Source organism: Rhodopseudomonas palustris (assembly GCF_003591005.1).
In the GTDB taxonomy this organism is placed as follows: Bacteria; Pseudomonadota; Alphaproteobacteria; order Rhizobiales; family Xanthobacteraceae; genus Rhodopseudomonas; species Rhodopseudomonas palustris_K.
Genome location: NZ_QYYD01000001.1, coordinates 14,085 through 40,425, shown reverse-complemented (window position 1 = coordinate 40,425; position 26,341 = coordinate 14,085). Strand labels below are relative to the sequence as shown.

The 26,341-nt window shown below is 65.3% G+C and carries 32 protein-coding genes; 25 read left to right on the top strand and 7 right to left on the bottom strand.

Annotation, left to right across the window (positions count from 1 at the left end):
• Nucleotides 1-66 precede the first annotated feature (66 nt).
• The 8 genes from D4Q52_RS00225 (at nt 67) to D4Q52_RS00190 (ending at nt 5,866) form a co-directional block, all read left to right on the top strand.
• On the top strand, nt 67-1,632 hold the full coding sequence (locus tag D4Q52_RS00225) for an AMP-binding protein (protein ID WP_119854538.1): 1,566 nt from the start codon (nt 67-69) through the stop codon (nt 1,630-1,632).
• Nucleotides 1,633-1,960: 328 nt separating this feature from the next.
• Entirely contained in the window at nt 1,961-2,479 is a 519-nt protein-coding gene (gene ldtR, locus D4Q52_RS00220) for a transcriptional regulator LdtR (RefSeq protein ID WP_119854537.1), read from the top strand.
• A gap of 230 nt (nt 2,480-2,709) precedes the next feature.
• Nucleotides 2,710-2,910, top strand: coding sequence for a hypothetical protein (locus D4Q52_RS00215; protein ID WP_119854536.1), 201 nt, complete (start codon nt 2,710-2,712; stop codon nt 2,908-2,910).
• Nucleotides 2,911-2,925: 15 nt separating this feature from the next.
• Entirely contained in the window at nt 2,926-3,141 is a 216-nt protein-coding gene (locus D4Q52_RS00210) for a hypothetical protein (RefSeq protein ID WP_119854535.1), read from the top strand.
• A gap of 12 nt (nt 3,142-3,153) precedes the next feature.
• A complete protein-coding gene (locus D4Q52_RS00205) occupies nt 3,154-3,711 on the top strand; it encodes a DUF4142 domain-containing protein (RefSeq protein WP_119854534.1) in 558 nt (185 codons plus the stop codon).
• 842 nt (nt 3,712-4,553) lie between these two features.
• Complete coding sequence (locus D4Q52_RS00200; RefSeq protein WP_119854533.1) at nt 4,554-4,760, top strand: hypothetical protein; 207 nt, start codon at nt 4,554-4,556, stop codon at nt 4,758-4,760.
• 126 nt (nt 4,761-4,886) lie between these two features.
• Nucleotides 4,887-5,513 carry a glutathione S-transferase family protein gene (locus tag D4Q52_RS00195; protein WP_119854532.1) on the top strand — a complete coding sequence of 209 codons (627 nt, stop codon included), beginning with the start codon at nt 4,887-4,889 and terminating at the stop codon, nt 5,511-5,513.
• A 35-nt stretch (nt 5,514-5,548) separates the two neighbouring features.
• The gene (locus tag D4Q52_RS00190; RefSeq protein WP_119854531.1) at nt 5,549-5,866 is read left to right on the top strand and encodes a nucleotidyltransferase family protein; all 318 of its coding nucleotides are present in this window, start codon (nt 5,549-5,551) and stop codon (nt 5,864-5,866) included.
• A gap of 224 nt (nt 5,867-6,090) precedes the next feature.
• Here D4Q52_RS00190 and D4Q52_RS00185 read toward each other — a convergent pair whose 3' ends face one another.
• The 4 genes from D4Q52_RS00185 to vapB form a co-directional block, all read right to left on the bottom strand.
• Complete coding sequence (locus tag D4Q52_RS00185) at nt 6,091-6,471, bottom strand: type II toxin-antitoxin system VapC family toxin (protein WP_119854530.1); 381 nt, start codon at nt 6,469-6,471, stop codon at nt 6,091-6,093.
• Nucleotides 6,471-6,725, bottom strand: coding sequence for a type II toxin-antitoxin system VapB family antitoxin (locus D4Q52_RS00180; RefSeq protein WP_119854529.1), 255 nt, complete (start codon nt 6,723-6,725; stop codon nt 6,471-6,473). The genes D4Q52_RS00185 and D4Q52_RS00180 overlap by 1 nt, the downstream gene beginning before the upstream one ends.
• Before the next feature lie 185 nt (nt 6,726-6,910).
• The gene (gene vapC / locus D4Q52_RS00175) at nt 6,911-7,309 is read right to left on the bottom strand and encodes a type II toxin-antitoxin system tRNA(fMet)-specific endonuclease VapC (RefSeq protein ID WP_119854528.1); all 399 of its coding nucleotides are present in this window, start codon (nt 7,307-7,309) and stop codon (nt 6,911-6,913) included.
• Complete coding sequence (vapB, locus tag D4Q52_RS00170) at nt 7,309-7,542, bottom strand: type II toxin-antitoxin system VapB family antitoxin (protein WP_119854527.1); 234 nt, start codon at nt 7,540-7,542, stop codon at nt 7,309-7,311. The genes vapC and vapB overlap by 1 nt, the downstream gene beginning before the upstream one ends.
• Nucleotides 7,543-7,999: 457 nt before the next feature.
• Here vapB and glyA point away from each other — a divergent pair, with 457 nt between their 5' ends.
• The 6 genes from glyA to nusB all read left to right on the top strand — a co-directional run bounded on the left by glyA (nt 8,000) and on the right by nusB (nt 12,892).
• Entirely contained in the window at nt 8,000-9,301 is a 1,302-nt protein-coding gene (gene glyA / locus D4Q52_RS00165) for a serine hydroxymethyltransferase (protein ID WP_119854526.1), read from the top strand.
• 150 nt (nt 9,302-9,451) lie between these two features.
• Entirely contained in the window at nt 9,452-9,934 is a 483-nt protein-coding gene (gene nrdR / locus D4Q52_RS00160) for a transcriptional regulator NrdR (RefSeq protein WP_054162851.1), read from the top strand.
• A complete protein-coding gene (ribD, locus tag D4Q52_RS00155; protein ID WP_119854525.1) occupies nt 9,931-11,124 on the top strand; it encodes a bifunctional diaminohydroxyphosphoribosylaminopyrimidine deaminase/5-amino-6-(5-phosphoribosylamino)uracil reductase RibD in 1,194 nt (397 codons plus the stop codon). The genes nrdR and ribD overlap by 4 nt, the downstream gene beginning before the upstream one ends.
• Nucleotides 11,125-11,133: 9 nt before the next feature.
• A complete protein-coding gene (locus tag D4Q52_RS00150) occupies nt 11,134-11,742 on the top strand; it encodes a riboflavin synthase (protein ID WP_119854524.1) in 609 nt (202 codons plus the stop codon).
• 134 nt (nt 11,743-11,876) lie between these two features.
• A complete protein-coding gene (gene ribH, locus D4Q52_RS00145; RefSeq protein ID WP_119854523.1) occupies nt 11,877-12,368 on the top strand; it encodes a 6,7-dimethyl-8-ribityllumazine synthase in 492 nt (163 codons plus the stop codon).
• Between the two features lie 2 nt (nt 12,369-12,370).
• Nucleotides 12,371-12,892 carry a transcription antitermination factor NusB gene (gene nusB / locus D4Q52_RS00140; RefSeq protein ID WP_119854522.1) on the top strand — a complete coding sequence of 174 codons (522 nt, stop codon included), beginning with the start codon at nt 12,371-12,373 and terminating at the stop codon, nt 12,890-12,892.
• Nucleotides 12,893-13,108: 216 nt separating this feature from the next.
• Here the strand turns inward: nusB and D4Q52_RS00135 are convergent, their stop codons facing one another.
• On the bottom strand, nt 13,109-14,080 hold the full coding sequence (locus D4Q52_RS00135; RefSeq protein ID WP_182915170.1) for an MBL fold metallo-hydrolase: 972 nt from the start codon (nt 14,078-14,080) through the stop codon (nt 13,109-13,111).
• 145 nt (nt 14,081-14,225) lie between these two features.
• Here D4Q52_RS00135 and D4Q52_RS00130 point away from each other — a divergent pair, with 145 nt between their 5' ends.
• From D4Q52_RS00130 to D4Q52_RS00105, 7 genes are all read left to right on the top strand, one after another.
• Nucleotides 14,226-15,164 (top strand): LysR family transcriptional regulator, encoded by a 939-nt coding sequence (locus tag D4Q52_RS00130; RefSeq protein ID WP_119854521.1) that lies wholly within the window; start codon nt 14,226-14,228, stop codon nt 15,162-15,164.
• A gap of 101 nt (nt 15,165-15,265) precedes the next feature.
• Nucleotides 15,266-16,234, top strand: coding sequence for a thiamine-phosphate kinase (thiL, locus tag D4Q52_RS00125; protein WP_119854520.1), 969 nt, complete (start codon nt 15,266-15,268; stop codon nt 16,232-16,234).
• Between the two features lie 227 nt (nt 16,235-16,461).
• Nucleotides 16,462-18,582, top strand: coding sequence for a sodium-translocating pyrophosphatase (locus D4Q52_RS00120; RefSeq protein WP_119854519.1), 2,121 nt, complete (start codon nt 16,462-16,464; stop codon nt 18,580-18,582).
• A 241-nt stretch (nt 18,583-18,823) separates the two neighbouring features.
• The gene (locus D4Q52_RS00115; protein ID WP_119854518.1) at nt 18,824-19,066 is read left to right on the top strand and encodes a DUF2171 domain-containing protein; all 243 of its coding nucleotides are present in this window, start codon (nt 18,824-18,826) and stop codon (nt 19,064-19,066) included.
• 127 nt (nt 19,067-19,193) lie between these two features.
• Nucleotides 19,194-19,727: an REP-associated tyrosine transposase gene (locus D4Q52_RS00110; RefSeq protein WP_119854517.1), complete on the top strand. Its 534-nt coding sequence runs from the start codon at nt 19,194-19,196 to the stop codon at nt 19,725-19,727.
• A gap of 214 nt (nt 19,728-19,941) precedes the next feature.
• Nucleotides 19,942-20,097 (top strand): hypothetical protein, encoded by a 156-nt coding sequence (locus tag D4Q52_RS26360; RefSeq protein ID WP_182915169.1) that lies wholly within the window; start codon nt 19,942-19,944, stop codon nt 20,095-20,097.
• Between the two features lie 3 nt (nt 20,098-20,100).
• On the top strand, nt 20,101-20,970 hold the full coding sequence (locus D4Q52_RS00105) for an alpha/beta fold hydrolase (protein WP_119854516.1): 870 nt from the start codon (nt 20,101-20,103) through the stop codon (nt 20,968-20,970).
• Nucleotides 20,971-21,149: 179 nt separating this feature from the next.
• On the opposite strand, the gene D4Q52_RS00100 is transcribed toward D4Q52_RS00105, so the two are convergent.
• Together D4Q52_RS00100 and D4Q52_RS00095 are read right to left on the bottom strand one after the other, a co-directional pair.
• Nucleotides 21,150-22,145, bottom strand: a complete 996-nt coding sequence (locus tag D4Q52_RS00100; RefSeq protein WP_119854515.1) for a Bug family tripartite tricarboxylate transporter substrate binding protein — start codon at nt 22,143-22,145, stop codon at nt 21,150-21,152.
• Between the two features lie 122 nt (nt 22,146-22,267).
• Nucleotides 22,268-22,744, bottom strand: a complete 477-nt coding sequence (locus tag D4Q52_RS00095) for an outer membrane protein assembly factor BamE (protein ID WP_119854514.1) — start codon at nt 22,742-22,744, stop codon at nt 22,268-22,270.
• Nucleotides 22,745-22,842: 98 nt separating this feature from the next.
• On the opposite strand from D4Q52_RS00095, the gene D4Q52_RS00090 reads away from it, so the two are divergent.
• The 4 genes from D4Q52_RS00090 to D4Q52_RS00075 all read left to right on the top strand — a co-directional run bounded on the left by D4Q52_RS00090 (nt 22,843) and on the right by D4Q52_RS00075 (nt 26,223).
• The gene (locus D4Q52_RS00090; RefSeq protein WP_119854513.1) at nt 22,843-23,382 is read left to right on the top strand and encodes a ubiquinol-cytochrome C chaperone family protein; all 540 of its coding nucleotides are present in this window, start codon (nt 22,843-22,845) and stop codon (nt 23,380-23,382) included.
• A 15-nt stretch (nt 23,383-23,397) separates the two neighbouring features.
• Nucleotides 23,398-23,961: a YceD family protein gene (locus D4Q52_RS00085; protein ID WP_119854512.1), complete on the top strand. Its 564-nt coding sequence runs from the start codon at nt 23,398-23,400 to the stop codon at nt 23,959-23,961.
• Between the two features lie 226 nt (nt 23,962-24,187).
• Complete coding sequence (gene plsX / locus D4Q52_RS00080; RefSeq protein ID WP_119854511.1) at nt 24,188-25,249, top strand: phosphate acyltransferase PlsX; 1,062 nt, start codon at nt 24,188-24,190, stop codon at nt 25,247-25,249.
• Nucleotides 25,246-26,223: a beta-ketoacyl-ACP synthase III gene (locus D4Q52_RS00075; RefSeq protein ID WP_119854510.1), complete on the top strand. Its 978-nt coding sequence runs from the start codon at nt 25,246-25,248 to the stop codon at nt 26,221-26,223. The genes plsX and D4Q52_RS00075 overlap by 4 nt, the downstream gene beginning before the upstream one ends.
• Nucleotides 26,224-26,341: the final 118 nt, after the last annotated feature.

Below are 26,341 nucleotides of genomic sequence, written 5' to 3'. Positions count from 1 at the left end.
TGCCGCGACGGGCCGAACGGCCGCGCGGCCCACACAACCAAGCAAGAACAATCCAGGGAGGGGACTATGGACCAGCTTCATTCCGGCGGGACCGGTGGCAGCCTGATCGTCAATGCCATCGCGCGCTATGGCGACCGGCCGGCGATCGCCGACGACAACACGCGCTGGAGCTATCGCGAATTCGGCCTGGCGGTCGGCCGCTTCATCGCGCTGTTTCGCAGCGTCGGCCTGACCAAGGGCAGCGCGCTGTCGATCCTGTCGTCCAACCGCGCCGAGTCGTGGGCCGCGATCTCGGCCGCGACCGTGATGGGCCTGCGCTACACGCCGCTGCATCCGATGGCCGCCGAGGATGATCACGCCTTCATCATCGACGACGCCGAGATCGACGCGCTGATCGTCGAGAGCGGCAAGTTTGCCGCGCGCGGTCTCGCGATCAAGGCTCGCGTGCCGGGCTTGAAGCACCTGCTGTCGTTTGGTCCGATCGAAGGCGCGCGCGATCTGCTGGATGGCTTCGCCGGCGTCGAGCCGGCGCCGCTGGTCGACGAGAGCGTCACCTCCGACATTGCCTGGCTCGCTTACACCGGCGGCACCACGGGCCGCTCCAAGGGCGTGATGATCCCGCATCGCGCGCTGACCACGATGGCGGTCATTCTGTATGCGGACTGGGACTGGCCGGCGGAGATCCGCTATCTCGCCGCCACCCCGATCAGCCACGCCGCCGGCGTCACCGTGTATCCGGTGATGATGCGCGGCGGCTTCACGCGGCTGGTGCAGGGCTTCGAGATCGAGTCCTATTGCCGGACGGTCGCCGAGGAGAAGATCACCGCGGCCTTCCTGGTGCCGACGCTGATCTACGCGCTGATCGATGCCGAAGCGGTGAGGGCGCGCTACGACCTGTCGTCGCTCGACATGATCGTGTACGGCGCCGCGCCGATGTCGCCGGACCGGCTGCGCGAAGGCATCAAGCTCTTCGGCAACATCTTCGTGCAGCTCTACGGTCAGACCGAAGCGCCGCAATGCATCACCACGATGCGACAGATCGATCACGACGACAGCAAGCCCGGCCGGCTCGGCTCGTGCGGCCGGCCGAGCCCGCTGCTTGACGTCAAGCTGCTCGACTCTGAATTGCGCGAGGTCGGTATCGGCGAGCCCGGCGAAATCTGCGTGCGCGGCACGCTGGTGATGGACGGCTACTGGAAGCGGCCCGAGGCGACCGAGGAAGCGTTTCGCGGCGGCTGGCTGCACACCGGCGACGTCGCCGTGAAGGACGCCGATGGTTACTTGTATATCGTCGACCGCACCAAGGACATGATCATCTCCGGCGGCTTCAACATCTATCCGCGCGAAGTCGAGGATGCGCTGATGGCGCATCACGCGGTCGCCTCCGCCGCGGTGATCGGCGTGCCCGACGACAAATGGGGCGAGGCGGTGAAAGCGTTCGTCGTGCTCAAGCCCGGCGCCAACAACGACGCAGCCGAGCTGCAGGCGCATGTCAAGGACAAGCGCGGGGCGCCGTGGTCGCCGAAGTCGATTGACTTCGTCGACGCCATTCCGGTGACGGGTCTGGGCAAGATCGATCGCAAGGTGCTGCGCGCACCGTTCTGGGAAGGTCGCACCCGCGGCGTCGCGTAGGATTTTACGAAAATTGTCTCGGGTAAGGTTCTGGTGACCTTAAAGGGTTCGGTCAGCTCCGTTACGGGAATCTTTCGAATTGTAACGGAGCTGTTTCCTTATGCGACAGACCTCGCAAACCGAGCCGGAAACGGGCCTGATCCGTCAATGAAACGTTGCGAGAAGTGCCCGATCTGCGGGCTTAATCCGCGATTCACTCTCTTAAATTCATGATCTCTTTATCGTCTTATTTAAGCGGATGTTCAAAGCGGCCCCTTAAGTTGGACCTATCAGACGAGACACAAGTTTCGTCGAATAAGTCAGTCGAAAAGACGACAGGGGAAGTGTCATGATCAAAGCCGTCGCCACGGCAGCCGAAACCGCCGCGCCCGCAACCGCAGGTCAAGCGCCGGTCCAGCCGCTCTATCTCGAGGCCCTGACTCTCGTGGAGCGGCTGCACCGCCGGCTGCTCGACGTCATCAAGGACGAGTTCGATCGCCGCGGCCGTGCTGATATCAACTCGGTGCAGGCGCTGCTGCTCTACAACATCGGCGACAAGGAGCTGACCGCGGGCGAACTGCGCACGCGCGGTTACTATCTCGGCTCGAACGTATCCTACAATCTGAAGAAGCTGGTCGAACTCGGCTTCCTCGATCATCAGCGCTCGCGCGTCGATCGCCGCTCGGTGCGGATCCGCCTCACCGCGCAGGGCCAGGAAGTTCGCCACATCGTCGAGGCGCTGTATCAGAAGCACGTCAAGACGGTTGAGCAGGTCGGCGGCATCTCCAGCGAGGAGTTCGCCACGCTGAACAAGTCGCTTCACCGTCTCGAGCGGTTCTGGACCGACCAGATCCTGTATCGGCTTTGACCCTCGTCCGGGGCGCGCCGACGCCCGACCGGCGACAAGCCGGACTGTCCGAAGAAGGCAGGCAGGCGCGCTCTCGTCCATCTCCAGGCTGATCTGCAACGGCTCCCGGCAACGGGAGCCGATTTTTTTGTCAAAGGAGGGATCTTTTCGCGCCGCAGCGGGTGGAACTTTTCGATGCGCTGCAACTTATGTTTATCGGAAAGCTGAACCAACCACCCGGCGGGGATACAATGAACGTCGATGTAATCGGCCGAGCGTATGATATCGCGGCCAATTATTTGCGCCGCAGCGGTGTGATCGCCGACACCTCGGCGACGCACGACGCGCTGCTGCAGCTGATCGTCCAGATGTTTCACCGGGGAGAGCACAACCCGCTCAAGCTCGCCAACAAGGCGATTTCCGTTTTCGAGGCCGCGAAGATCGCGGCCTGAGCAGAGAGGCACCGCATGCAACGAGCCATCGACCGCGTGATCCAGACCTATGGACTGCTGACCAGCCAGGATGCGGCGGATCAGATGAAGGTCAAAGTGGAAAACTACATCCGCACGCTGTTCGAAGCCGGTGAAACCGACGATAATCGCCTTACGGTCTGCGGGCTGGTATACCTGCGCGAGCTCGACGGCAGCAACGATCCGGTCAAGGCGGGTTACACCGGCCTCTGAGGCAGTTTTACCATGATCCGATTGATCGCCGGGCTGGTTGCAATCCTCCCGGCGATCGTCGTATTTGCCGGTGCGATCGCCGGCTCCGAGACGCCGCGTAAGCGCTCGCTGCTCGAGGATATCGGTTTCAAGCGGCTGTTCGGCTGGCCCCCCAACGAGCACGATGTGCTGCGGCTGCTGCACGAATTCAACATGGTGCAGTTGCGCTCGTACGGTCTCGCGGAGACACGCGGCGACGAGCGAATCCGACAGTTCGCGGCGACTCAGGCCGAGCAGGCCCGACAGCGCGAGATCGAGATCGGCCGTCTCAACATGTTCGGCCTGCTCAACATCAATTTCGCGCCCGATCCCAGCCTGATCCGTCGCAACGAACTCGCCGGTCTGCAGGGCGAAGTCGGCGCCGCATTCATCCGCGACTATCTCGACAATCAGAAGGAAGACATCGACGGCGCGATCGGCCTGTTGCGGCGCTATCTGCTGCATCCGGACAATGACGACGTACGCCGCTTCGCCAAACAGCAATTGCCGCAACTCGAGCAGGCGCGGGAGGAATTGCTGAAGCTGAAGTGAGGGCTGGGATCGGCCCCCCAATGTTTGCCGTCGTCCTCCGCGAAAGCGAAGTTGGGGATGCAAGTTGCCCCAAGCACTGTCGTCATCCTCCACGAAAAGCGGATGACCCAGTATTGCAAAGTGCTCGCGGTGTTTGCACGGCCGACCGGCGAAAGCCCTGGAATACTGGTCGCCCGATCAAGTTGGGCGATGACGTCGGAGAGTGGGGCGGCCGCTCTGCTTCACCGCCAAATTTTGATTCACGTGTCAAACAGCCCTGTCGTTCGAATAGCCACGCCGCTTCGTTCTCGCGGCTCTGCTGAGCCCGAGGTTTGCTCCTGTCGCTTCACAGCGAGGGGCGGGGGCGCGCCGGTCGGCGCAGAGTGGTGGAGCTTGTCGCGAGGGCTGCGATCCCTCGCGCGACGCCTTCCGGCGCGCCCACCGCGGCGAGTTTTGAGCCGAAGGACCGTGCTTCCGGGACCGAGCGAGCTTGCGGGCTTTCCCCGGCCTCCTCTCGACCCGTCCAGCCTCTTAAAGCGGCGGCCGCTCGTAGTAGCGGCGGACGGTGGCCCTCGACTTCCCGGACGATGTGCGTGCGAGACACACCGCGCAGGACGCCGCATCCGGCCGGGCGTCGCCGCATCGCGCGACTCCGCCGACCGTCACCGGCCGGTCTCCCGGCCGACGATCTGTCCCGCTTCCAAGCGCCCTCGAGAAGCGCCCCTCACGGACAGGACAATGGGTATATAATCCTAATATGGCCGGCTGTCAACGGGATTTCACACGCCACGGCGAATTTCATGCGGCGCCGCCGCGCCGCTAGGTTACAAGGCGCCTCGACACCGCAGCAGCAAGGGCAGGGTATGGACAAGAAGGCGATGCGCGAGGAGGCCGAACGGCTGATGCGCGAGGCGATGGCCAACAAGACGGTCACGGTGAAGCAGGGCGACACCGTCATCATGGCGACCTGCGGCAAATGCGGCGCGCCCAACAAGGTCAAGGCGCCGAAGGGCGTCAGCCGCGTCGGCTACAATTGCAAGGAATGCGGCGCCAAGCAGGAGACGCTGTAACGCGTCCCGGCGTACCCGTAGCCCGGATGCAGCGCAGCGAAATCCGGGACCGCGCGCAAGATCGACAACGCCCCATTCCCACCGGCCCGCGCCGCAGCGCGCCGCGTAAGCTCGCAGGAGACCGCCATGCTGACGCTTCACCACCTCAACGACTCGCGCTCGCAGCGCATCCTGTGGCTGCTGGAAGAGATCGGCACGCCCTACGAGCTGAAGCGCTATCAGCGTGACGCCACCACGCGGCTGGCGCCGCCCGAACTCGAAACCGTGCACCCGCTCGGCAAGTCACCGGTGATCACCGACGGCGACCTGACGCTGGCCGAGTCCGGTGCGATCGTCGACTACATCCTGCGCCGCTACGCGACCGGCAGCACGCTGCGCCCCGCCGAGGGTACGCGCGACTTCGAGGCCTATCAGGAATGGCTGCACTACGCCGAGGGCTCGGCGATGTTGCCGCTGATGCTGCAGCTCTACACCAGCCGCCTCAAAGACGCCGCCGCCCGGCTGCAGCCACGCATCGACAGCGAGATTGCCAATCATCTCGGTTACATTGAGCGCGCGCTGCAAGGCCGCGAGTACTTCGTCGGCGATAGCCTGACCGGCGCCGACATCATGATGAGCTTCGTCGCCGAGGTCGCGGGATCGTTCGGCAAGCTCGCGCCGTACCCGGCGCTGGCGGCCTGGATCGGGCGAATGCACGCGCGGCCGGCGTTCCGGCGCAGCGTGGAGAAGGGCGGGGCGTATCGGATGGGGTGAGATGACGGCAGGGCGGCGCTCTGATATCATCAGTTATGCTGTCCGACCCGCCCGCTGTCGTAAAACCATCCGATGCGCTCGCTGCGCATCATGATCGACTGGACGCGATCTTGGCCACGTTCGGCATGACCCGGCCCCGGCTGTTCGGCTCCGTCGCGCGCGGCGAAGATGCCCCGGGCAGCGATCTCGACCTCCTGGTCGACGCGGCCCCGGGGACTTCGCTGTACGATTTCGCCCGCGCCGAACAGGCGCTCGAACGAGTACTCGGCTGCCGTGTCGAGATCGTCACCGCCGGCCTGCTGGCGCCCGATGTGGCCGCCCGGATCGAAGCCGACCTCGTGCCGCTGCGGTGACCCGGCGCTCTGTCCTCGATTGGCTGAACGACATCATCGCTTGGGGCGATCGTTTGGAAAGCAAGTAGCCCGCATGAGCGCAGCGATATGCGGGGAGATGGACCACCCGATCATTCCCGCATGTCGCTACGCTCATGCGGGCTACCAATTGGAAGGCAGTCCGGAGCGGTTCGCCATCTGGCGACAATGGTTGCGCGTCGTGGCGCGCATTCGGCCGACGCGAACTAACCGATCTCGGTCTTCGAAAAATCCGCGCCCTTGTACAGCAGCGGCTCGCCGCGGGTCGCTGCCAGGGCGTAGGCGAAACAATCGCCGTAGTTGAGTGCGGCCGGGTGGCGGCCCTTGCCGTAGCGGCGCCAGGCGCGGCGCGCCGCCTCCGTCTGTTCGGCGTCGACCGGGACGATGTCGGCGCCGATTTTGAGCAGCCAAAGATCGAATTCGCGACCGGCCGCGTCGCCGAGTCGGGTTTCCAACACGATGGTCGTTTCAAGCACCGTGGCGGCGGAGATGAGCCGGACCGGATCATCGACAATACGCGCTTCGAAGGCGGCCGCCTCGGGCTCGTCGAGCGCGATCGCTACGATGGCGGAGGTGTCGATCACCATCAGCGCGGCAATCCTTGATCGTCGTAGCCGAGAATTTCCTCCGGCGTGCGGTCGTCGCGGATCGGCATGGCGCTCCAGCGCTGACGGATGCTCGCCATGTCCTCCAGCAATCCGGCTCGACGGGACGCTCCGCCGACGCGGCGCAGCCGCTCTTCCAGAGCGCGTTTGGTTGCCTGCGTGATGGTCTCACCGGTGGCCTCAGCGAGATGGCGTGCCAGACGCTCGGTCTCCGGATCCTTGATACTAAGAGCCATGACGGGGTTCCTTGGTTCTTGATCAGGTATATTCTGCCAAGCCTTGATACGTGCAAGACATTTTCAGAGCGGAAGAGCCCGGAGCGGTCTCATATGCAAACAATCGCAGGATGTCGGCGAGATGGAGGAAGCGTCAACCTACCTGTCGATCCCGCATGTCGCTTCGCTCCTGCGGGCTACGAAGTTCACACCCAATTCTCCGTCCTCACCCCTGGCATCCGTGCGAACTCGCGCATGTTGTTGGTGACGACAATCAACCCCTCGCTCCGCGCGTGGCCGCCGATCTGCATGTCGTAGGCGCCGCAAGGCGTACCGGCGCGTTCGAGTTCGGCGCGGAGTTGGCCGTAGTGCGCGGCGGCCTTGTCGGCGAACGGGAGGACTTCCAGACGTGCGACGAAGCTGGTGACTCTGTCGAGATTTTCGACGCGTCGCGCTGATTTTTCGGCGCCGTAGATCAGTTCACCGAGGCTGATGCTGGAGATGCAAAGCTGCTCGGCCAATGCGTTGAATTTTTCGCGCAGGGCCGGGGGATGTGTCTTGATGACGTAGATGCAGATATTCGTGTCGAGCATATAGGTGAGCATTACAGCAGCTCACGATCATCGGCGGGTGGCTGCAGCCGCTCGTTCAGAAAGTCTTCGCTGGCTCGGCTGTCGCTCAGGAAGAAGTCGTCCCAGCGTTGGCCTTGCGGAACGATGACGCGGCTGCGGCCGATCTTGAGGATGTCGACCTTGTGCACACCGTCCGGGAAGGCGACGCCCTTCGGGAGACGGACGGCCTGGCTGCGATTGCTGGTGAATACGGTCGAACTGGCCATGCTTGCTCCGATGCATATCCGTGTGGGATATACATAGGTTCCCGTGATTGGCGCGGCAAGCGTTTGGATGGCCGCAAAGAGCAGGTGATACAGCGCGAGATGCGATAGGCGCTTCGCTCAGCGGGTTACGGTTGGCTCAGCTCGCGCTGTGCCTGGGGACCCCCACCCCCGACCCCTCCCCGCAAGGGGGAGGGGGGCGTTGGGGAGAGGCATTGGCTGGCCGCGTCGGATGCAGGGCGATCGGTTCACGATGGGCTGATCAAGTCGACCGCGCATCCCTCCTGCAAACGCCTCCCATCCACCATATCTGGGTCTGACCAGGGCGCGTGGCCGCAAATGGTGGCGGCGTCCTTGGCCGGGCGGTCTGGATGTGCTATGCGGCAGCCGCCGCTTCCGAACCGCTATCCTGTAACCGCTCGCACCGGCTGAACCGGCTGCGGCGGTGGAGACATTGCCCATGAGCACATCAGCGAACACCGCCTCCGCGCCCGACAGCTTCTTCTCCGCCACGCTCGAGCAGGCCGATCCCGAGATCGCCGCCGCGATCCGGGGCGAACTCGGCCGCCAGCGTCACGAGGTCGAGCTGATCGCCTCCGAGAACATCGTCAGCCGCGCGGTGCTGGAAGCGCAGGGCTCGGTGATGACCAACAAATACGCCGAGGGCTATCCGGGCCATCGCTATTACGGCGGCTGCGAATTCGTCGACGTCGCCGAGAATCTGGCGATCGAGCGCGCCAAGAAGCTGTTCGGTGCCGGCTTTGCCAACGTCCAGCCGAACTCCGGCAGCCAGATGAACCAGGCCGTGTTCCTGGCGCTGCTGCAGCCGGGCGATACCTTCATGGGCCTCGACCTCGCTGCCGGCGGGCATCTGACCCATGGTGCGCCGGTCAACATGAGCGGCAAGTGGTTCAAGCCGGTGCACTACACGGTCCGCCGTGAAGACCAGCTGATCGACATGGATGCGGTCGCCAAGCTGGCCGAAGAGACCAAGCCGAAGCTGATCATCGCCGGCGGCTCGGCCTATCCGCGCGCCTGGGACTTCAAGCGCTTCCGCGAGATCGCCGACAGCATCGGGGCGTATTTCATGGTCGACATGGCGCACTTCGCCGGTCTCGTGGCGGGCGGCGTCCATGCCTCGCCGGTGCCGCACGCCCATGTCGTCACCACCACGACTCACAAATCACTGCGCGGTCCGCGCGGCGGCCTGATCCTGACCAACGACGAGGCGTTGGCGAAGAAATTCAACTCGGCGATCTTCCCCGGTCTGCAGGGCGGCCCGCTGATGCACGTCATCGCCGCCAAGGCCGTGGCGTTCAAGGAAGCGCTGCAACCGGACTTCAAAGTCTACACGAAGAACGTTGTCGAAAACGCCAAGGCGCTTGCGGAAACGCTGCGCGCGGCCGGCTTCGATCTGGTCTCGGGCGGCACCGACAACCATCTCATGCTGGTCGATTTGCGGCCGAAGGGGCTGAAGGGCAACGTCTCCGAGAAGGCGCTGGTTCGCGCCGCCATCACCTGCAACAAGAACGGTATCCCGTTCGACCCGGAGAAGCCCTTCGTCACCTCGGGCCTGCGCCTCGGCACTCCGGCGGCGACGACCCGCGGATTCGGTGTCGCCGAGTTCCAGCAGGTTGGTAACTTGATCGCCGAAGTGCTGAATGCGATTGCGCAATCGCCTGAAGGCTCGGCGCCGCTGGTGGAGGCCTCGGTGAAGCAGCGGGTGAAGGAATTGACCGACCGCTTCCCGATCTATCAGTAACGACTAATCACCCGTCATGCCCGGGCTTGTCCCGGGCATCCACGCCTTCAAAGCGTGGAGGCGGTCAAAGGCGTGGATGGCCGGGACGAGCCCGGCCATGACGAAAGGTGAGGGACCGATCCCCTCGGACCGCTCTGAGGACGCGTCGCGATGCGCTGCCCGAACTGCAACAGCCTCGATACCCAGGTGAAGGATAGCCGGCCGACCGAGGATTCCTCGGTGATCCGGCGGCGGCGGGTGTGCGTGGCATGCAATTTCCGCTTCACTACCTTCGAGCGTGTGCAGCTGCGCGAACTCACGGTGATCAAGCGCAACGGCCGCCGCGTGCCGTTCGACCGCGACAAGCTGGTGCGCTCGGTGCAGATCAGCCTGCGCAAGCGGCCGGTCGAGCCGGACCGCGTCGAGCAGATGGTGTCGGCGATCGTCCGCGAACTGGAGAGCGGCGGCGAGGCGGACATCTCGTCGGAGACGATCGGCGAGATCGTGATGGATCACCTCCGCAAGCTCGACGACGTCGCCTATGTGCGGTTCGCCTCGGTGTATCGCAATTTTCGCGAGGCCAAGGATTTCGAGGCGGTGCTCGGCGAACTCACCAATGAGGACGAGATCCGGCCGGCGCTGGTCCGCAAATGATCTTCCGCATCCTGGAAGAGCAATACGGCGCCAAGCTGGCCGCCGAAAAGGCTGCCAAGGAGGGCGTTAAGACGCTGGCGCCGGCGGCCGCTGCCGCTGATCTTCGCTACATGCAGCTGGCGCTGACGTTGGGCCGCCGCGGGCTCGGGCGAACCGGCACCAACCCGGCGGTCGGCGCGGTGCTGGTCAAAGACAGCGTCATCATCGGCCGCGGTTGGACCCAGGATGGCGGCCGGCCGCATGCCGAGGTCGAGGCGCTGCGCCGGGCCGGCGAGGCGGCACGCGGCGCGACGCTGTACGTCACGCTGGAGCCGTGCGCGCATCACGGCCGCTCGCCGCCCTGCGCCGATGCGGTGATCGCCGCCGGTGTAACGCGCGTGGTGTCGGCGATCGAGGATCCCAATCCGCTGGTCGGCGGGCAGGGGCATGCCCGGCTGCGCGACGCCGGCATTGCGGTCGAGGTCGGGCTGTGCGCCGACGAAGCCGCGCGCGACCATGCCGGGCATCTCTTACGGGTCCGCGAACAGCGGCCGCATGTCGTGCTCAAGCTGGCCGTGTCGGCCGACGACCAGATCGCCGCCGCGGGACGCAAGCCGGTCGCGATCACCGGCGAAGCGGCGCGGGCGCGGGTGCACCTACTGCGCGCGCAGTCGGACGCGATCCTGGTCGGCATCAACACCGTGCTGGCCGACGATCCGGAATTGACCTGCCGGCTGCCCGGCATGGCGGCGCAGTCGCCGATCCGCGTCGTGCTCGACCGCAGCCTGCGGATCCCGTCGGATTCCAAGCTGGTGCAGTCGGCGCGGCAGACGCCGCTGTGGCTGATGGCGTCCGAGATCGCCGAAGCCGCGAGCGCGATGCGGCTCGGCGCCGCCGGCGCCGAAGTGATCCATGTCGCCGATTGCGCCGATGCGCCGGGGCTGGATCTGCCGGCGGTGTTGCGCAAACTGTCCGAGAAGGGCGTCACCCGGCTGCTGGTCGAAGGCGGCGCACGTACCGCGCGGGCCATCGTCGCCGGCCGGCTCGCCGACGAGATCTGGCTGCTGCGCGGCCCGGCGCCGATCAGCGAGGGCGGCATCGCCGCGCTGGACGATTTGCCGCTGGCCGCGATCACCGCCGCACCGGAGTGGCGCGAACGCAGCAACGAGCGCGTCGGCGACGACATGCTCACCATCTACGACCGCATCTGAGAGGCCTTCATGTTCACCGGCATCGTCACCGACATCGGCGAGATCGAAACCGTCAAGCCGGTTGCGCAGGGGCAGCTGCACCGGCTGCGCATTCGCTGCGCCTACGATCAGTCGACCATCATCGATGGGGCCTCGATCGCCAGCAACGGCATCTGTATGACCGTGGTCGGCTCTGGCGTCGACAGCGGCAGAACATGGTATGAGGTCGACGCCGGCGCCGAGACGCTGGCGAAGACCACGGCGAATGGCTGGACCGCGGGCACCCGGCTCAACCTCGAGCGTGCGCTGAAGATCGGCGACGAACTCGGTGGCCATATCGTCACCGGCCATGTCGACGGCGTCGCCACCATCGTGGCGCGCGAGGAGCTGCCCGACATGGCGCGTTTCACGCTCGAAACCTCGCGCGAATTGGCGCGCTTCATCGCGCCAAAAGGCTCGGTGACGCTCGACGGCGCCTCGCTGACGGTCAACACTGTGGAGGACAACCGGTTCTCGGTGCTGATCATCCCGCACACACTGTCCGCCACCATTCTGGGCGGCTGGCAGGTCGGCAGCCCGGTCAATCTCGAAGTCGACCTGATGGCCCGCTATGCCGCGCGGCTGAGCGAGACGAAATAACGGCCGACACGGAAGAGGGCGTCTTGCGCGGGCTTGACCCGCGCATCCATCCTCTTAACAAGAGCGTCCATCGTTCCCGAAGACGATGGATGGCCGGGTCAAGCCCGGCCATGACGACAGATCAGGATTGAAGAATGGCAGACGCGCGGCGCGCTCCCTTGAAAGACCAGACCGACATTGCGGGCGCGCGCGTCCTGATCGTCGAGGCGCGGTTCTATGACGACATCCAGGACGCCCTGCTCGAGGGCGCGGTCGCCGAGCTGAAGGCCGCCGGCGCGACCCACGATGTGCTGACCGTGCCGGGCGCGCTGGAGATTCCCGCAGCGGTCGCGATCGCGATCGAGGCGGCGGAGGCCGCCGGCAAGCCTTACGACGCGGCGATTGCGCTCGGCTGCGTGGTGCGCGGTGAGACCATCCATTTCGAGATCGTCTCGATGGAATCGGCCCGGGCGCTGATGGACCTCAGCGTCGCGCGCAAATTCCCGCTCGGCAACGGCATCATCACCGTCAATAACGACGAGCAAGCCTGGGCGCGGGCCAAGCCCGGCGACCTCAACAAGGGCGGCGACGCCGCGCGCGCCGCTCTGGCGATGCTGCGCATCAAGCGCCGGCTGGCGAAGGCCTGATCATGGCCGAGCAACCCCGCAAACCGTTCAAGTCGCAGCCCAAACCGGGCGACAAGAAGCCCGGAGAGCGCAAGGCCAATCGCCGCGGCGCGGCGCGGCTCGCGGCCGTGCAGGCGCTGTACCAGATGGACGTCGGCGGCGCCGGCATCAACGACACCTTCGCCGAATTCGAAAGCCACTGGATCGGCAACGAGGTCGAAGGCGAGCAGTATCTGCCGGCCGAGGCGGCGTTCTTTCGCGACGTCGTGTCCGGCGTGGTGCGCGACCAGAAGACGCTCGATCCTTTGATCGACGAAGCCTTGGCCAAAGGCTGGCCGCTGGCGCGGATCACCGCGATCCTGCGCGCGATCATGCGCGCCGGCGCCTACGAGCTCGAGCACCGCAAGGACATCCCGGCGCGCGTCGTCGTCTCCGAATATGTCGACGTCGCCCATGCTTTCGTCGAGAAGGACGAGACCGGCATGGTCAACGCCGTGCTCGACCAGATCGCCCGGCAGTTTCGCGGCGACGAGTTTACGAAGTAATCAGCGCCACGCTCCGACCTAACCTCTCCCCGCGCGCGGGGAGAGGTCGACCCGGCGGAGCGAAGCGAAGCCGGGGTCGGGTGAGGGGGCTTCTCCGCGCGGCCGAGACTCAGTGCCCGCGTCGCCCCTCATCCCAACCCTCTCCCCGCAAGAGCGGGGCGAGGGAGCCCGCTGTGCCTCGCGGATGGGTTGCCTCAACATACGGAGGCCAGCGCATCAAAACTGCCGGTTCGCCGGCACCCAGGCGTAGCCGGCTTCGGTTTTGAGCATCCGCCCGAGGCCGGGAAACGGATAGTGAAACCCCAGCACAAGAAGCTTGTCGGCCACGGCGCGGTCGAAGATCCGCCGGCGCGACTGCAGCGCGGTGTCCTTGTCGCGATCGGGGCCCGGGCGCCACGGTCGATCGACGTTGACGACCGGGTGATAAGCAAGATCGGCGGTGAGCAGCAGCTGGTCTGAGCCGGAATGCACCAGGAACGCCGCCATGCCGGGCGTATGACCGAGGGCCGGCAGGGTCGCGAGTCCCGGCACGATCTCAGCTCCGGCCCGGTACAGCTCCACATCGGCAGCAACCGGTTCGACGCTGCGCTTGATCGCCGCGGCGAAGCGTTGCCGAAAATCGGCGCTGACCGGCAGATACGACAGATCCGGCTCGCCGCGGATGAAGAAGGCCCAGTCGGCTTCCGGCATGTAGACGGTCGCACGCGGAAACGCCTTGCCGCCGTCGGCGTTGCGGAGATTGCCAATGTGATCGGGATGTGTGTGCGAAATCACCACGGCGTCGATATCTTCGGGGCGTAGTCCGATCGTCTGCAGATTGGCGAACAGCCGGCCGCCGTTCGGCCCCATGGTCTGCCCGGCGCCGGCCTCCAGCAGGATGCGGCGGCCGCCGGTTTCGATCAGCAGCGTGTTGAGGTTGAGCGTCAACGCGTCGGTCGGCAGAAACGCGCGCCGCAGCACCTCGTGCAGCTCGGCCTCGGGCGCGTCGCTGGCATAGACGCTGGGCGGGCCGCTGATGAGGCCGTCGCTCAGCACAGTGGCCTGGATGTCGCCGACGTGGAAGCGATAGGCGCCGCTGTTGCGGACCACGGGCGGCGCCTTGGCGCAGGTGGCGCCGCTGATATTGGCGGTCGGAGCGACCGCCGCCGCAAGCATCAGGCGTCGTCGGCTGATCACGAAACTGACCATTGCGGTCCTTTCCTGCTGGGCATCACGCCCGACGCCGATCGCGTCGGACCCCGCTCGATCTAGGCGCGCGTGCGTATTGCAGAAAGCCGGGGTAGCGAATACTCGTTTTTCATGTAGCGGATAACGTGAGCCGCAGGAGCAGAATTTGGCGGCAGACGAAAACCTGCACCGCATCGACCTCAATTTGCTGGTGGTGCTGAGGACGTTGCTGGAGACGCGCAGCGTGACCAAGACCGCGCAGCAGACCGGGATGAGCCAGCCGGCCGTCAGCCGCGCTTTGGCTAAGCTGCGCGAGGTGTTCGGGGACGCGCTGCTGGTCAAAGCCGGCACCGTCATGCGACCGACCGTTCGCGGCAGCCAGCTGCTCGAGCCGGTGCAGAAGGCGCTGGCCGGCATCGCCGACGTGCTGGCTGAAAGGCCTGCGTTCGATCCGCTGCGCAGCGAGCGCGTGTTTCGGATCGCCACGACCGACTACGGCGCGACAGTGATCCTGCCGCGGTTGGCCGGCCTGTTGGGCGTGGAGGCGCCGAGGGCCAGCGTCGAGATCGTCCCGGTCGACGGCCAGACGTTCAAGACTCTCGGCGAGACCGATGTCGATCTGGCGCTGTACAGCGACAACCCGGTGCCGCCGCATCTGCACGCGCGGGATCTGTTTCGCGAGACCTTTGCCTGCCTGCTGCGGGCCGGGCACCCGGCGATCGCTGACGCCGAGCAGGGCCGCATCAGTCTGGACGACTACGTCGCGGCCTCGCATATCCTGGTCTCGATTGTCGGCGGCGGACCCGGCACGGTCGACAATGCGCTGGCTGTGCTCGGCCGCTCGCGACACGTCGCGATGCGGATCCCGTACTTTGCAACGGCCGCATTGCTGGCGGCGAGTTCGGATCTGGTGCTGACGATTCCGCGCCGCGCAGCCGAGAACTTTTCCGACGACAGTCGGCTCTGCGTCGTCGAGCCGCCGCTGCAACTGCCGAATTTCGGCTATCGCATGGTCTGGCACGAGCGGGTCCATGCCGAGCCCGATCACGCCTGGCTGCGGCGACTGGTGCTGCGCGCGGTGCGTCTGGAGGAGGCGCCGGCGTAAGGCGGCCCGACGCCAGCTCGCGTCCGCTGTGATACTGCTCCTTCGGACGAACCAAACATATCCAGATCGGCGCAGAAGCCGGTCGCAAGCTCGTGGTCAACATGTCCGGTGAAGACGATCTGATCGCCCGTTACTTTAAGCCGCTGGCGACCGATCCGGGGGCGCGCGGGCTGGTGGACGATGCCGCGGTGCTGGCTGCGTCGGTGAGCGACCTGGTGTTGACCACCGACGCGATCGTCGAGGGCGTCCATTATCTTCCCGGCGATCCGCCGGCAGCGATTGCTCGCAAGGCGCTGCGGGTCAATCTGTCCGATCTCGCCGCCAAGGGCGCGGTGCCGGCTGGCTTCTTGCTGACACTGGCGCTGCGGAGTGCCGACGAGTCGTTCCTCGCGCCGTTTGCCGAGGCGCTCGGCGCCGACGCCGTGGCTTACGGTTGCCCGCTGCTCGGCGGCGACACGGTGTCGACGCCGGGGCCGATGATGATCTCGGTCACCGCGTTCGGCCGCGTGCCGCAAGGCGCGATGGTCCGGCGCGATGCGCTGCAGCCGGGCGACGCTATCGTCGTCAGCGGCACGATCGGCGACGCCGCGCTCGGGCTCGATCTGTTGCAGGGCCGGGCGAGCGCGGCCAGCGAGGCCGATCGCGCTTTCCTCGTCGGCCGCTACCGCGAGCCGCAGCCGCGCTCGGCGCTGGCCGAGGTGGTGCGCCAGCATGCCCGCGCCGCGATGGACATCTCCGACGGCCTCGCTGGCGATCTCGCCAAGATGTGCCGCGCCTCCGGCGTCACCGCGACGCTGGATGCCACCGCCGTGCCACTGTCACCGGCGGCGCGTAGCATGATCAACAGCGGCGCTGCTGCACTGCAACGCGTTCTCAGTGGCGGCGACGACTACGAGTTACTTTGCGGCGTTGCAGCAAACCGTGTCGATCAGTTTCTCGCTGCGGCGCAACGCGCCGGCGTCGACTGCGCGGTGATCGGCACTGCAGCAGAAGGTCATGTTGCGCCGCGATGGGTGGATGCGAACCGTTGTGAGGTTTCGCTGACAGCGCTGTCGTTCAGTCATTTCTGACGCTTAGCGACAGGTAATAGTCAGCCTCGAGGGATCTGGAATTAGTCCGGAGCGGCCGGAAAAGCCGGCTGTCATCCGTTCGCAGCGATTGCAGAGCAACCGTGATTGCGGCAAGGTTCGCACCGATTTGAGGCTGCCCCGGGAAGAGGGCACGCCATCTTGTTGCGCGCCCGCGTCGCTCCCGCGTCGCAGGCACGGGGGTGAAACTCGGGACTGAGGCATCAGGAATGACAGCTTTATGGGTGATCGTGCTCTGCGGAGCGCTTGCGATCGTATATGCTGCGTGGGCGACCTCTTCGGTACTCGCCGCCGACCAGGGCAACGCGCGGATGCAGGAAATCGCCGCCGCAGTGCGTGAAGGCGCGCAGGCCTATCTGAAGCGGCAGTATCTGACGATCGGCATTGTCGGCATCGTCATCTTCGCGCTGCTGGCGTACTTCCTCGGCGTCCTCGTGGCGATCGGCTTCGCCATCGGCGCGATCCTGTCCGGCGCCGCCGGCTTCATCGGCATGAACGTCTCGGTCCGTGCCAACGTCCGCACCGCCCAGGCGGCGACCACCTCGCTGGCCGGCGGCCTCGAACTCGCCTTCAAGGCCGGCGCGATCACCGGCCTGCTGGTGGCAGGCCTGGCGCTGCTCGGCGTCACCTTGTACTTCATCTATCTGATCCAGTTCGCCGGCCTTTCGCCGCGCGACCGTACCGTGATCGACGCGCTGGTGGCGCTCGGCTTCGGCGCTTCGCTGATCTCGATCTTCGCGCGGCTCGGCGGCGGCATCTTCACCAAGGGGGCGGATGTCGGCGGCGACCTCGTCGGCAAGGTCGAGGCCGGCATTCCGGAAGACGATCCGCGCAACCCGGCGACCATCGCCGACAACGTCGGCGACAATGTCGGCGACTGCGCCGGCATGGCGGCCGACCTGTTCGAGACCTATGCGGTGACCGCGGTCGCCACAATGGTGCTGGCGGCCATCTTCTTCGGCTCGGCGACGCCGGAACAGCTGCAGAGCGTGATGACGCTGCCGCTGGCCATCGGCGGCATCTGCATCCTGACTTCGATCGCCGGCACCTTCTTCGTCAAGCTCGGTCCGTCGCAATCGATCATGGGCGCGCTGTACAAGGGCCTGCTCGCCACCGGCGCGCTGTCGCTTGTCGGCGTCGGCATCGTGATCTTCGCGCTGGTCGGGTTCGGCCAGCTGCCGGGCGTCAATTACTCCGGCGGGGCGCTGTTCCTGTGCGGCGTGGTCGGCCTCGCCGTCACCGGGCTGATCATCTGGATCACCGAATACTACACCGGCACCGACTATCGCCCGGTGAAGTCGATCGCCCAGGCGTCGGTCACCGGTCACGGCACCAACGTCATCCAGGGTCTTGCGATCTCGATGGAAGCCACCGCGCTGCCGGCCTTGGTGATCATCGCCGGCATCCTTGTCACCTACAGCCTCGCCGGCCTGTTCGGCATCGCCATCGCCACCACCACGATGCTGTCGCTGGCCGGCATGATCGTGGCGCTCGACGCCTTCGGCCCGGTCACCGACAACGCCGGCGGCATCGCCGAAATGGCCGGCCTGCCGAAGGAAGTGCGCAAGTCGACCGACGCGCTCGACGCCGTCGGCAACACCACCAAGGCGGTCACCAAGGGTTATGCGATCGGCTCCGCCGGTCTCGGCGCGCTGGTGCTGTTCGCGGCCTACAATGAAGACCTCAAATTCTTCATCGCCAACAAGTCGCCGTACTTCGTCGGCGTCGCGCCGGACTTCTCGCTGAACAACCCCTACGTGGTGGTCGGCCTGCTGTTCGGCGGCCTGCTGCCGTATCTGTTCGGCGCGATGGGCATGACCGCGGTCGGCCGCGCCGCCGGCGCGATCGTCGAGGAGGTGCGCCGGCAATTCCGCGAGAAGCCGGGCATCATGCAGGGCACCGACAAGCCGGACTACGGCAAGGCGGTCGACCTTTTGACCAAGGCGGCGATTAAGGAAATGATCATCCCGTCGCTGCTGCCGGTGCTGTCGCCGATCTTCGTCTACTTCGCGATCTACGCCATCGCCGGCGGCGGCGCGGCTGGCAAGTCGGCGGCGTTCTCGGCGGTCGGCGCCATGCTGCTCGGCGTCATCGTCACCGGCCTGTTCGTGGCGATCTCGATGACCTCGGGCGGCGGCGCCTGGGACAACGCCAAGAAGTACATCGAAGACGGCCACCACGGCGGCAAGGGCTCCGACGCCCACAAGGCGGCGGTGACCGGCGACACCGTCGGCGACCCCTACAAGGACACGGCGGGCCCCGCCGTCAATCCGATGATCAAGATCACCAACATCGTGGCGCTGTTGCTGCTGGCGGTGCTGGCGCACTAAGCGGCAGGAAGGGTTGGATCTGACGAAACCCCGCGGCGCGAGCTGCGGGGTTTTTGTATGGCCCTCGTAGGATGGGTTGAGCGCAGCGAAACCCATCACCGCGCGCCGATGCAGTCAATGGCAGGATGTTCGCTCGGCGCGATGGGTTTCGCTGCGCTCAACCCATCCTACGGCCTGGGGAGTTTGAACCTCTCGGAACCCGGCGCGTTAGCGGGGGGCAACCTTCGAGAGGATCATCCAGATGAGCGGCTTAAGCGGAATCAAAGAGCATATGGAAGTCATCGGCGCCGATGGCGTGCATGTCGGCACCGTCGACAAGGTCGAGGGCAATCGCATCAAGCTGACCAAGAAGGACAGCGGCGAGGGTAGCCACAAGGGCCACCACCACTTCATCGACGGCGGCCTGGTGGCCGAAGTCGAGGGCGACAAGGTGCGGCTGTCGGCGAATGCCAGTGTGGCGGTGTCGATGGAGGAAGAGAAATAAGCGTCGGCGCCGAGGATTGCAGCCCCGCGGTGCAAGCTGCGGGGCGTTTCCGTATTTCCACATTTCCAGCATACTTAGCATTGTCGTAGGATGGGTTGAGCGTAGCGAAACCCATCTTGCGGCCGTCATGACGAACTACCGTCGCAACTTCGTGCCCGGTGGCAGCTTTTTCTTCACGGTCGCGCTCGCTGATCGCCGGTCGGCGTTGTTGACCGCCCACATCGACCAACTGCGCGGGGCGTTTCGCTATGCGCGCGATCGGCATCCCTTTACGATCGATGCAATTGTCGTGCTGCCCGACCACATTCACACGATCTGGACGCTGCCCGACGGCGACAAGGACTTCTCGCTGCGCTGGCGCTTGATCAAGGCGGCGTTCTCGCGGGCTCAGCCTGCGGTCGAGCCGATCTCCGCGAGCCGGGCAAGCCGGGCCGAGCGCGGCATCTGGCAGCGCCGATTTTGGGAGCATACGCTGCGGGATGAGCAGGATTTCGCGGCGCATGCCGACTACATCCATTTCAATCCGGTGAAGCACGGCTATGTCGGACGCGCGCGCGATTGGCCGTATTCGTCTTTTGCAGCCATGGTCCGCGACGGGGTCTATCCGGCCGATTGGGGCGGAGATGTTCGCGAGATGGCGCAGGGTTTTGGAGAACCTTGAGCCGATGATGGGTTTCGCTACGCTCAACCCATCCTACGGTTGGGCCGGCAACAGAAGCTAAATCTGACGAGCCGTGGGCTTCTGTTCAAGCCTTGTAGGATGGGTTGAGCGCAGCGAAACCCATCACAGCGGACCAATGAGATAAAGTGCCGGGATGCGATGGGTTTCGCTGCGCTCAACCCATCCTACAATGACGATTTGCAAAGGAGCCATGATGTCGCTGTCATCCGCCAAGAACTACGCGTTGCGGGCGTCGAAGTCGCAGGACCAGAAGGAGGCGATCGAGCTGTTGTCGAAAGCGATCCTGGAATTGGCGAGTTCGATCGAGACCACCGACGCCAAGATCAAGAAGATGAACAAGTCGGGCTGAGCGATGCCCGCCGCCATCCGCACCAGCTCACTGGCCGCCAACGGTCTCAGCTTCGCGATCGACGAAGCCGGCGAGGGCGATACCACCGCGCTGCTGCTCCACGGATTTCCGGAAGCCCGGCAGTCGTGGGTGCGGCAATTGCCGTTTCTCGCTGAACTCGGCTGGCATGCGGTGGCGCCGGACTTGCGTGGATATGGCGGCACCAGCCGTCCGACCGGCAAAGCCGTGTATCACATCGATCATCTCACCGATGATGTTGCAGCGCTGTTTGCTGTGCTGGGTGGCCGACGCAAGATCCTGATCGGGCACGATTGGGGCGGCGTGATTGCGTGGCAGACGGCGCTGCGCGGCAAGGTCGCGCTGGACGCGCTGATCATCCTCAACGCGCCGCATCCTGACGTGTTCGCGCGGGTGCTCGCCGACGGCTGGAGGCAGAAGCGCAAGTCCTGGTACGTGGCGTTCTTCCAGCTGCCGTGGCTTCCGGAATGGCTGATGACGCGCGAACTCGGCAAGCCGCTGGCGCGGATGTTTCGCCAGCACAGCAGCAAAATCCCGGACGAACAGATCGAGCTGTATCGCCGCAACGCCATCCAGCCCGGCGCGGCAACCGCGATGATCAATTACTACCGAGCCAATGCCCGCGCGCTCGGAAGCAGTGCCGGTGCACTTACGCAGCTGACGGTGCCGACGCTGATGATCTGGGGCGAGGACGACCTCGCGCTCGACATTGCGCTGACGAAGGGCAACGAGAAGCACGTCGCCGACTTCACCCTGCGCACGCTGCCCGGCGTGTCGCATTGGGTGCAGCAGGATGCGCCGGACCGGGTCAACGAGCTGATTGCGGAATGGGCGCGGGGCAAGGGGCTGGCGTGAAGCGGAGGCTGTTGCACGCTCAAGTTCGCGAGTTGTCCCCCGTCATTGCGAGCGAAGCGAAGCAATCCAACGGCTCCGTGCACTGAGCTGGATTGCTTAGCTTCGCTCGCAATGACGGCTACGTGGAGCTTGCCCCGTTGCCGGCAATGCCGAGCATCGAGCTAGTCCGACTCACTCCGCTACTTCACCTCCATCTGCAATCCTTCGCGATCGATGATACCTTTGAACTTCGCAGTTTCGGCTTCGACGAATTGCTGGAATTGCTGCGGGGTGCCGTAGTCGGGGCGGGCGCCCATGGCGGCGATGTTCTTTTTGACGTCGTCGCGTTCGAGCACCAGCTTGATCTGTTGGTTCAGCGCGGTGACGATTTCGGGCGATGCGCCTTTCGGCAGGAACACGCCGAACCAGGACGACACATCGAACTTGTCGAGCTCCGGCGCGCTCTCGCGCACCGTCGGCAGCTGCGGCGCCTGATCGCTGCGGTCGGTGGTGGTGACGGCGAGCCCGGTGAGCTTGCCGTCCTGCACCTGGGGTAGGCTGGGATAGAGATTGTCGAACAGGATCTGGATGTCGCCGCCGAGCGCGGCCTGCAAGGCCGGCCCGGCGCCGCGGAATGGCACATGGGTCATTTTCAGCCCGGTGAGCTGCAAGAACCAGGCGCCGGTGAGATGCGGGCTCTGGCCGACGCCGGACGAGCCCCAGGTCAGCTTGTCCGGATTCGCCTTGAGATACGCGATCAGCTCGGGAATCGACTTCAGCCCGGTCGTCGGATGGGCGCAGACGATGTTCGGGATCCGGATCATGTTGGAGACCGGCTGCAGCTGATCGGGCTTGTAGCTGAGGTTCTTGAAGATGCTGTAGGCGATCGCGTTCGGGCCCGGGTTGCCGACCAGGATGGTATGACCGTCGCCCTTCTGCCGCGCTGCCTCCGCGGTGCCGATCGTGCCGCCGCCGCCGGAGCGATTCTCGACGACGATCGATTGTCCCCACGCGGCCTGCAGTTGCTGGCCGAGCAACCGGCCCATCACGTCGGTGGAGCCGCCCGCCGCAGCTGGCACGATGATGCGGATGGTCTCGGTCGGCCGCCAGTCGCCCAGTGCGCTGCGGGGGAGGATGGCGGCTGCGGACAAAGCTGCTGCTCCGCCGACCAGGCGGCGGCGGGAAAGGTGGGTCACGGCGTTGGCTCCCTGCGTTTTCTGTTTTCAGGAAGCGTAGATGCGGCAACACAGGTCGGCAAGCGCCGCTGTGTCGCGGCGCTTGGGCGTCGTGCTGTAGGCGCGGCGCGGACGAGCCGGCGTCAGCGGAAGCTGATCAGCCTGAACAGCGGCGCCAGATAGCTCATCTCCTGGCCGGAGGTCGGCGTGGTGCGGCTGACGAAGTCGAAGATCTTGCCGTCCTGCAGGCCGTAATTGGCGATGCGGCGAACCTGGCGGTTCTGGTCGAAATAGATCGCGATGACGCGCTGATCGACCACCTTCTGCGGCATGAACGCGACCGGGCGTTCGGCGCGTTGCGAGATGTAGTAGAACACTTCACCGTTCAGCGTCGCGACCGTCGAGGGGGTCCCCATCACGATCAGCACCTGATCCTGGCTGGCGCCGATCGGAATTTGTTCGAGCGCCCCAGTGGGCAGGATGTAGCCCTTCTGGAATTGCTCGGATGTACAGGCCGACAGGCCGGCGCCCAGCAGTCCCAGCGCCAGCGCCGGGCCGATGCCACGGCGGACCGCCGCGCGCAGGCCGCCGCGACGGCTTCGTTCGATCGAATGTCTCATCCGAAAGCAGGCTCCATCCCCTTGCATCTCGCAAGGCGTTGACGTACCGGGCAGGCATTCGGATTGCAATCCCGAAGGGCCCGCGTCAGGAACCCGCAATGATCTGGCCGTTCAACCACTTCCGTCCGCCCCGGACGCCGTCGCGCGGCACCATCGAGGCGATCTATGGCATGATCGTGGCGCAGGCGCGCGCGCCGGCGTTTTACCAGCAGTATGGCGTAGCCGACACAGTAAACGGCCGGTTCGAGATGATCGTCGTGCATCTGTGGCTGGTGCTGCGGCGAATCCGGGCGGTCCAGGACGCCTCGCCCTTCGCCCAGGCGCTGTTCGATTACTTTTGCAGCGATCTCGACGCCAATCTGCGCGAGCTCGGCGTCGGTGATCTGTCGGTGCCCAAGCGGATGCAGGCGTTCGGCGAAGCGTTCTACGGCCGCTCGGCAGCGTACGATCTGGCGATGACCGAAGGCGACGAGGCGCTGGCGATCGCGCTCAACCGGAACGTTCTCAACGGCGCCGATATTGAAAATGCGCGACGGCTGACGTCCTATGTGCGCCAGGCGATCGAAACGCTCGACGCCGTCGAGCCGCCGAAATTGCGGGCCGGCGAATTGCGGTTTCCCGCGCTGCCGGCAGATTGAGCCGAAGGATCAACGATGAGCGGCGATAATCCCTGGCGCGTGCCAGTGGTGGTGATGCAGATTCCGGACACCGGGCTGCATCGCGAGATCGAGGCGAACGAGGCCGAGCGCGCGGCGCTGGCGGTGCTCGGCGAATTGAACGACATTTCGTCGGCGAAGGCGTCGTTCGATGTGACGCCGCTGAGCGGCAATCGCATTCATGTCACCGGCCGGGTGCGGGCCAGTATCGGCCAGACGTGCGTGGTGACGCTCGAGCCGATGCAGAGCACGATCGATGAGGCCATCGACCTGATGTTCGTGCCGCCGGAGCAGATTCGCGAACTGTCCGAGACCGTCGACGACGACGGCGAGCCGGACCCCGGCGATCCGCCTGAGGCGATCGACCGTGGCGTGATCGATCTTGGCCGGGTCGCAGCCGATGCGTTGTTTCTCGGCATCAATCCCTATCCACGCAAGCCTGACGCGGTGTTCGAGCCGATCGTCGAGGCCGACGATCCCGACGAACATCCGTTTGCTGCGCTCGGCGCGCTCAAGGCATCGGCCGAGCCGGGATCGAAGCGTAAGCCGAAGGGCGATTAGGACCGTACCGCCATCAGCTGGTCAGAAGGCGAGGATTCGCCGCTGCGCCGTATCTTTCTGTCCCGGAATGCGACTTAAATCTGCCCGGTCAAGATGTTGTATCGGAGCCGAGAACGGCTATTGTCCGGCCCGATCGGCGTGTGGCGCTGCACGCTCAAGTGCCTTCGGGCATTATCAAGTTGCGGTCGAGCGCTTCTGACCGCGAGCGAACGGGTCTCCGGACTGTATGCCTCAGAAGGTTCGAATCGCACTGGACGCCATGGGTGGCGACTTCGGTCCCTCGGTCGTCGTCCCCGGCGCCGCAATCGCTCTTGGTCGGCATCCCGATGCCGAATTCCTGCTGTTCGGCGACAGTGCCGCGATCAACAAGGAGCTGGCGGCCCAGCCTGCACTGAAGAACGCCGCGAAGGTGATCCATACCGACGTCGCGGTGGCGATGCACGACAAGCCGAGCGTGGCGTTGCGGCGCGGTCGCTACAAATCGTCGATGTGGCAGGCGATCGAGGCGGTGAAAAAGGGCGATGCTGACGTCGCCGTCTCGGCCGGCAACACCGGCGCGCTGATGGCGATGGCGCGATTCTGCCTGCGCACCCTGCCGGGCATTGACCGCCCGGCGATCGCCGCGACCTGGCCGACGATGCGCGGCGATTCGGTGGTGCTCGATCTCGGGGCCACGATCGGCGGCGATGCGCACCATCTCAAGGCCCTTGCCGTCATGGGCGCCGCGATGGCCAGCGTGCTGTTCGATCTTGAACGCCCGACCGTCGGCCTGCTCAATATCGGCGTCGAGGAAATCAAGGGCGGCGAAGAAATCCGCGAAGCCGCCGAGCTGCTGCGCGCGATGAATTCGCAGCGCTTCGAGTTCATCGGCTTCGTCGAGGGCGACGGCATCGGCAAGGGCGCTGCCGACGTGATCGTGTCCGAAGGCTTCTCCGGCAATATCGCCCTGAAGGCCGCCGAAGGAACGGCGCGCCAGCTTTCCGAATATCTCCGCGCCGCGATGTCCCGGACCTGGCGCTCGAGGATCGGCTATCTGTTCGCCCGCGACGCTTTCAAGGCTTTGCGGGACAAGATGGACCCCAACAAGTCCAACGGCGGCGTCTTCCTCGGACTTAACGGAATCGTGGTCAAGAGCCATGGCGGAACCAGCGCCGACGGCTTTGCCTATGCGGTCGATGTTGGCTATGACATGGTCCGCTACGATCTCCTGACCAAGATCAATCAAACGCTCAATCGTGACGCAGGCGCGCTGGTCATGGCGCCGACCGCGCAGGAGGCTGTCTCGTGACTGTGGTTCGTTCGGTGGTTCTGGGCTGTGGGGCCTATCTTCCAAAGAAGGTCCTCACCAACGCCGAATTGGCCGCGAAGGTCGACACCTCCGACGAGTGGATCGTGCAGCGCACCGGCATCCGCGAGCGCCACATCGCGGCCGAGGGCGAATACACCTCGCACCTCGCCACCAAGGCGGCCGAGGCCGCGCTCGCCAATGCAGGCATCGACGCGCAATCGATCGATCTGATCGTGCTTGCAACCTCGACGCCGGATCACACGTTTCCGGCGACCGCCACCCAGGTCCAGGCCGCGCTCGGCATTCATCACGGCGTCGCGTTCGATATTCAGGCGGTGTGCTCCGGCTTCGTGTTTGCTGTGGCGACTGCTGATAACTTCCTGCGCGCCGGCTCTGCTAAGCGCGCACTGGTGATCGGCGCCGAGACGTTCTCGCGCATCCTCGACTGGAATGACCGCGGCACCTGCGTGCTGTTCGGCGACGGCGCGGGCGCGATCGTGCTCGAAGCGCAAAGCGGGTGGGGTACGTCGGCGGATCGCGGCGTGCTCACCACGCATCTACGCTCCGACGGCGCACACAAGCACAAGCTCTATGTCGACGGCGGGCCTTCGACGACGCAGACCACCGGGCATCTGCGGATGGAAGGTCGCGAAGTGTTCAAGCACGCGGTCGGCATGATCACCGGCGTGATCGTCGACGCGTTCAACGCCAGCGGCACCAGCGCCGACAATGTCGATTGGTTCGTTCCGCATCAGGCCAACAAGCGCATCATCGATGCCTCGGCACAAAAGCTTCATATTGCGCCGCAGAAGGTGGTGATGACCGTGGATCGCCACGGTAACACGTCGGCGGCGTCGATTCCGCTCGCTTTGGCCACCGCAGTCGCCGATGGACGCATCCAGAAGGGCCATTTGGTGCTGCTCGAGGCCATGGGCGGCGGCTTCACCTGGGGTGCCGCGCTGCTCCGCTGGTAGTTGCGCGGGTAAAGTTTTAACAGCATTTCCATTGCGTTCCGTGCTATTCTGAATGCTGCCGGAGGTTGACCGCCGCTTGTTAACCTCATAGTTTCAGCACGGGTTTTTTCATTTCGCC

Coding starts and splice junctions, on each gene's coding strand:
- D4Q52_RS00105 (WP_119854516.1), top strand. CDS start 20,101: ATGCCCGCCGCCATCCGCACCAGCTCACTGGCCGCCAACGGTCTCAGC.
- D4Q52_RS00180 (WP_119854529.1), bottom strand. CDS start 6,725: ATGGCTCTTAGTATCAAGGATCCGGAGACCGAGCGTCTGGCACGCCAT.
- ribD (WP_119854525.1), top strand. CDS start 9,931: ATGATCTTCCGCATCCTGGAAGAGCAATACGGCGCCAAGCTGGCCGCC.
- D4Q52_RS00120 (WP_119854519.1), top strand. CDS start 16,462: ATGACAGCTTTATGGGTGATCGTGCTCTGCGGAGCGCTTGCGATCGTA.
- D4Q52_RS00195 (WP_119854532.1), top strand. CDS start 4,887: ATGCTGACGCTTCACCACCTCAACGACTCGCGCTCGCAGCGCATCCTG.
- nusB (WP_119854522.1), top strand. CDS start 12,371: ATGGCCGAGCAACCCCGCAAACCGTTCAAGTCGCAGCCCAAACCGGGC.
- D4Q52_RS00225 (WP_119854538.1), top strand. CDS start 67: ATGGACCAGCTTCATTCCGGCGGGACCGGTGGCAGCCTGATCGTCAAT.
- ldtR (WP_119854537.1), top strand. CDS start 1,961: ATGATCAAAGCCGTCGCCACGGCAGCCGAAACCGCCGCGCCCGCAACC.
- D4Q52_RS00210 (WP_119854535.1), top strand. CDS start 2,926: ATGCAACGAGCCATCGACCGCGTGATCCAGACCTATGGACTGCTGACC.
- D4Q52_RS00110 (WP_119854517.1), top strand. CDS start 19,194: ATGACGAACTACCGTCGCAACTTCGTGCCCGGTGGCAGCTTTTTCTTC.
- D4Q52_RS26360 (WP_182915169.1), top strand. CDS start 19,942: ATGTCGCTGTCATCCGCCAAGAACTACGCGTTGCGGGCGTCGAAGTCG.
- D4Q52_RS00090 (WP_119854513.1), top strand. CDS start 22,843: ATGATCTGGCCGTTCAACCACTTCCGTCCGCCCCGGACGCCGTCGCGC.
- D4Q52_RS00200 (WP_119854533.1), top strand. CDS start 4,554: ATGGACAAGAAGGCGATGCGCGAGGAGGCCGAACGGCTGATGCGCGAG.
- vapC (WP_119854528.1), bottom strand. CDS start 7,309: ATGCTCACCTATATGCTCGACACGAATATCTGCATCTACGTCATCAAG.
- D4Q52_RS00215 (WP_119854536.1), top strand. CDS start 2,710: ATGAACGTCGATGTAATCGGCCGAGCGTATGATATCGCGGCCAATTAT.
- thiL (WP_119854520.1), top strand. CDS start 15,266: ATGTCCGGTGAAGACGATCTGATCGCCCGTTACTTTAAGCCGCTGGCG.
- D4Q52_RS00205 (WP_119854534.1), top strand. CDS start 3,154: ATGATCCGATTGATCGCCGGGCTGGTTGCAATCCTCCCGGCGATCGTC.
- D4Q52_RS00185 (WP_119854530.1), bottom strand. CDS start 6,471: ATGGTGATCGACACCTCCGCCATCGTAGCGATCGCGCTCGACGAGCCC.
- D4Q52_RS00150 (WP_119854524.1), top strand. CDS start 11,134: ATGTTCACCGGCATCGTCACCGACATCGGCGAGATCGAAACCGTCAAG.
- D4Q52_RS00095 (WP_119854514.1), bottom strand. CDS start 22,744: ATGAGACATTCGATCGAACGAAGCCGTCGCGGCGGCCTGCGCGCGGCG.
- D4Q52_RS00115 (WP_119854518.1), top strand. CDS start 18,824: ATGAGCGGCTTAAGCGGAATCAAAGAGCATATGGAAGTCATCGGCGCC.
- nrdR (WP_054162851.1), top strand. CDS start 9,452: ATGCGCTGCCCGAACTGCAACAGCCTCGATACCCAGGTGAAGGATAGC.
- plsX (WP_119854511.1), top strand. CDS start 24,188: ATGCCTCAGAAGGTTCGAATCGCACTGGACGCCATGGGTGGCGACTTC.
- D4Q52_RS00085 (WP_119854512.1), top strand. CDS start 23,398: ATGAGCGGCGATAATCCCTGGCGCGTGCCAGTGGTGGTGATGCAGATT.
- D4Q52_RS00190 (WP_119854531.1), top strand. CDS start 5,549: ATGCTGTCCGACCCGCCCGCTGTCGTAAAACCATCCGATGCGCTCGCT.
- glyA (WP_119854526.1), top strand. CDS start 8,000: ATGAGCACATCAGCGAACACCGCCTCCGCGCCCGACAGCTTCTTCTCC.
- ribH (WP_119854523.1), top strand. CDS start 11,877: ATGGCAGACGCGCGGCGCGCTCCCTTGAAAGACCAGACCGACATTGCG.
- vapB (WP_119854527.1), bottom strand. CDS start 7,542: ATGGCCAGTTCGACCGTATTCACCAGCAATCGCAGCCAGGCCGTCCGT.
- D4Q52_RS00135 (WP_182915170.1), bottom strand. CDS start 14,080: ATGGTCAGTTTCGTGATCAGCCGACGACGCCTGATGCTTGCGGCGGCG.